The following is a 4472-nucleotide window of genomic DNA, read 5'->3' on the forward strand; positions in this document are numbered from 1 at the left end:
AATTACCTTTTATTCCAATTACTAGTCAAATTAGATATGGATTTTTCTTATTGCTTTGTATAATCTATTAGATGAAAACAAAAACAAGTAAGGGAGAAATCTTATGAAAATCCAATATACGTTATTTCCTGAAGGGCGAACGAAAGCTATGACTTTCAGCTTTGATGATGGGCGTACTCAGGATCGTCGACTCGTAGGGAAAATGAATCAGTATGGCTTCAAGGGAAGCTTTCATCTGAATTCCGGTTTCCTTGGTAGAGAAGGTTATATTACTGCGGAGGAGGTTCGCACGCTCTTTCAAGGCCATGAAGTATCTGCACATACGGTTGGTCACCCTTTTCTGGAAATATCACCTCCAGATCAAGTGGTTCATGAAATAATGGAAGACCGAAGGGTGCTCGAGGGCCTTGTCCTTTATCCGGTCCGAGGGATGAGCTATCCGTTTGGAACTTATGATGATAAGGTCGTATCCATGCTGCCGATGCTTGGAATCGAATATGCAAGGACTGTGAACAGCCATGGCAGGTTCGATATGCCATCTGATCCTTTGCGTTGGAATCCAACATGCCATCATAAACAACTAGTAGAAACGGTTGAAACCTTCATAGCCCATAAGGATAGAAACAACAAGATGTCTTTACTCTACGTGTGGGGACATAGCTATGAGTTTGACAATGATAATAATTGGGAGATTATCGATCAGGCAGGAGAACGATTAAAGGAAAATGATACGATCTGGCACGCAACGAACGCTGAAATTATAGCGTATAGACAAGTGTTGGAGAGGCTGAGATTCTCAGTTGATAGAAGTATGGTTCATAATCCTTCTGCAATGGACGCCTGGATTAGCGTCGAAGGAGAACCTGTTAAGGTCAGTGCGGGTCAAGTTCTTCAGTTATAAATTAATGCGAAGAGAGGCTAATCAAATTTATTTACTTACATAGTATGCTCTAGTAATATTAGCGAAGAGGGACTCACTGGTATTACTAGAATTATTTATAATATGAGCAATTATAAAAACATACTATGTAAGGGGATACATGTGATGAGTGAAAACACAAAGCTATGGTATGATCGTCCATCTACATTGAGTGAAGGAAACGATCTAGAAAGCTGGAATCGAGCACTTCCAATTGGAAATGGAAGACTTGGTGCGATGGTATTTGGTGATTGCCCTATTGATAGAATACAAGTTAATGAAGAGTCGATCTGGGCGGGGCCCCCTATCCCGGTTCATCAAGAGGGAGCGAATCAGGCAATTAAAGAAGCGAGGGAACTGCTATTTGCAGGTAAGCCGGAGGAAGCGGAGCGACTTGTTCGGGAGAAAGTGCTCTCTCCTCATACGGGCCCAAGAAGCTATCAGCCTTTTGGAGATATATGGATTGATAGCATTGAAGCTAATGTTGATCAATCAATTAGTGAGTATAGAAGAGAACTGGATTTGGATTCAGCGTTGGCAAGCGTAACGTATCTTCAAGGAGACGTACGTCATATACGTGAAGCTTTTTCAAGCGCAATCGACGAAGTGCTTGTTATACGTTGGCATACGGAAGGCCAAGGACAAATCAACACACGGATTGGAATGACGAGAGATGAGCATGCAACTGTAACAGTGAAAGATAATGATTCACTTGTACTTACAGGACAGGCTGCACATGGAGATACACATCTTGGTGTCAAATTTTCGGGTGTATTAAAGGTTATGGCCGAAGGAGGCCGGATTACGCAAGAGGGTAAAGGACTTACGGTTAGCGGTGCCGACTCTATAATCTTGTATCTGGCGGTTCGCACCGATTACCACTTTGCTAATCCCTTTCAACCTTTACTTCATGATCTAATAGAACGCTGCGAAGCCGATTTGGAGAAAGCAATTAATAAATCGTATGAGCAGTTGAAGAGTGAGCATGCTCTTGAGCATCAACGCTTGTTTCAGCGCTCCGAGCTCCGTATCGGACAGAGTTCTTCAACTTTGCTGGCTCCGGAAACTATACCGACGGATCAGAGATTGGAAGCATTCAAGCTTGGGAATGAAGACCCGAGTTTAATCGCTTTATATTTTCATTACGGCAGGTATCTGCTGATCTCTTCAAGTCGACCTGGCAATATGCCGGCCAATCTGCAAGGGATATGGAATCCTCATATGAAGGCTCCTTGGGATAGCGACTACCATATTAACATTAATCTGCAAATGAATTATTGGCCTGCTCAAGTAACCAATCTTGCGGAATGCCATCTTCCATATTTTGATCTCCTCGAAGGGCTGGTAGAAAACGGACAGAAGACAGCTCGCGAGGTATATGATTGCCGCGGCTTCGTAGCGCATTATACGACCGATGCTTGGTTGTTCACCGCCCCGCTAGGCGCTATTAATTACGGCATGTGGCCTATGGGAGCGGGATGGTGTGTCCGGGATTTCATGGAATATTATCGTTTTAATGGAGATCTAACGTTCCTGAAGGAACGAGCTTATCCGATTCTCAAAGAAGCTGCACTCTTCTTTTTGGACTGGCTGGTTAGGCATCCCGAAACGGGGCAGTGGGTCTCGGGTCCTTCTGTTTCACCTGAGAATTGTTATACTTCACCTTCAGGTACAAATGTAGGCTTGTGTATGGCACCTGCGATGGATCAGCAAATCATCTGGGATGTGTTTACATCTGTAGTGGAAGCGGCACAGGAGCTAAAGATTAGCGACGATTTCATCAAACAAGTGATGGAAGTATCGAAAGAGCTGGCGATGCCTGGTATCGGCACGGATGGCAGGCTTTTGGAATGGTGTGAGCAATATGAAGAAGTTGAACCGGGCCATCGTCATATTTCTCATTTATATGGCGTGTATCCGAGCGAGCAATATACCTATGCGACAGCCCCTGAGCTGATGGAAGCGGCAAAAAAATCGCTGAAATACCGTTTGAGCCATGGAGGCGGTCACACCGGTTGGAGCCGTGCTTGGATTATCAATATGTGGGCGCGTTTTAAAGATGGGGATAAGGCCTATGACAATGTAGCGATGTTACTAAAGCATTCTACACTTCCGAATCTATTCGACAGCCATCCGCCATTTCAGATCGATGGAAATTTCGGCGGGATTGCCGGTATTTCAGAAATGCTTTTGCAAAGTCATAATGGTGAAGTAGAACTGCTGCCAGCGCTTCCTGCGGTATGGGATGAGGGAATAGTAAAGGGGCTAAAAGCGCGCGGAGGTTTCGAAGTAGATATTGAATGGCAGCAAGGACGCTTGAAGCAATGTACGATTATTTCGTTAAATGGCAGAAGCTGCAAAGTATCGTATAACGGACAAACGATCGTTTTTGATACGGAAGCGGGTAAGACTTATGATGTGGACTTCTCTAAATAGATAAAGGTATAAGTTTTGACTTATAAAGTTGTTTATCTATTTGCGCGAGACGAACGACTTCGGCTTAGAGGATGGCAGAGCCGGACGTTTACGTTAGTTTTTAGACTGATACAAACAGCAGATGACTTCTGATTTCAAGGAGTCATCTTTTTGTTTGCCACGAGTACTGCCATATCTTCACCTCTGATTCTAACTGTGACCCTAACTGTGACTCTAACTCTAACTCTAACTTTATCTTTATCTCTATCTCAACGTCACCATCTGTCACTCTGCCTCTATACCCAAATATGTTGCTAAGTATCTCCATGAAAATACCTATTCGTCTGCCGTCTTGGAAGTGTAGTTAACTTAGTTTCACATTTTGAAACTAACGTAGGTTATCATAGAATTTGAGACGAGCTAGTTTCAGAATTTGCAATTAAATCACCAAAAGGAGGCTCGGATCAAGCAAATCCAGCGATTAATTTCAAATTCTGAAACTAAATCACAGCATATCCTTTTGCTATCTGACTTAAATGCAAATATTGAAACTAACTGAACATTGTAAATAAGGCTGAGGACAAAGACGTGCTTACTTATGAACATTTCCTCAATTTTGGTCTCTCGAGGGTTATATATTCTTATTTGTGATTAGAAAGTCAAATCGATACCGAATACACTGCAGTAACGGAACCTATGTTTCTGCATCGCGCATTGGGGCGATACGTGTTGGCAGTCAATCACACGCTTAAATCGCATTAAGATCGATGAATAGCGAATGAACGGATAGAAGCGTTGTAAGTGAACACTTATAACACATCTATATCGAAAGTAAATATGGCTACTGATAGTCCAAGAAAAAGGGATAGTTTCCTGTTTAATAGGGAGACACGGCCATGGATGAAAGAATAACTCTACTACTATTTTATATTATAAATACGACAGTGTAACATTGTAGACAATCATACAACGTTGAATTATAATGGTTGTAAGTTATGGAAAATCATTAAAATGAGCCGAGTTGGGGAAATTTTGAATCGGAAACTTTAGTGGGAATCTGTACTGATAACAGGTGCCAGGCAGGTCTAGGCGAAGCAATAGCGCACCAATTCGCAGTTGAAGGAGCACAGGTTGCCGT

2 protein-coding genes are annotated in these 4472 nt (G+C 42.7%); both read left to right on the forward strand.

Translation table 11 applies throughout. The features are described from left to right. Positions 1-103: 103 nt before the first annotated feature. Positions 104-901, forward strand: coding sequence for a polysaccharide deacetylase family protein (locus AC1DWN_RS28670; RefSeq protein WP_477562288.1), 798 nt, complete (start codon positions 104-106; stop codon positions 899-901). A gap of 144 nt (positions 902-1045) precedes the next feature. Continuing rightward, positions 1046-3355 carry a glycoside hydrolase family 95 protein gene (locus AC1DWN_RS28675; RefSeq protein ID WP_477562289.1) on the forward strand — a complete coding sequence of 770 codons (2310 nt, stop codon included), beginning with the start codon at positions 1046-1048 and terminating at the stop codon, positions 3353-3355. The last annotated feature ends 1117 nt before the right edge of the window (positions 3356-4472 follow it).

Source organism: Paenibacillus sp. P4_A7 (genome assembly GCF_056402455.1).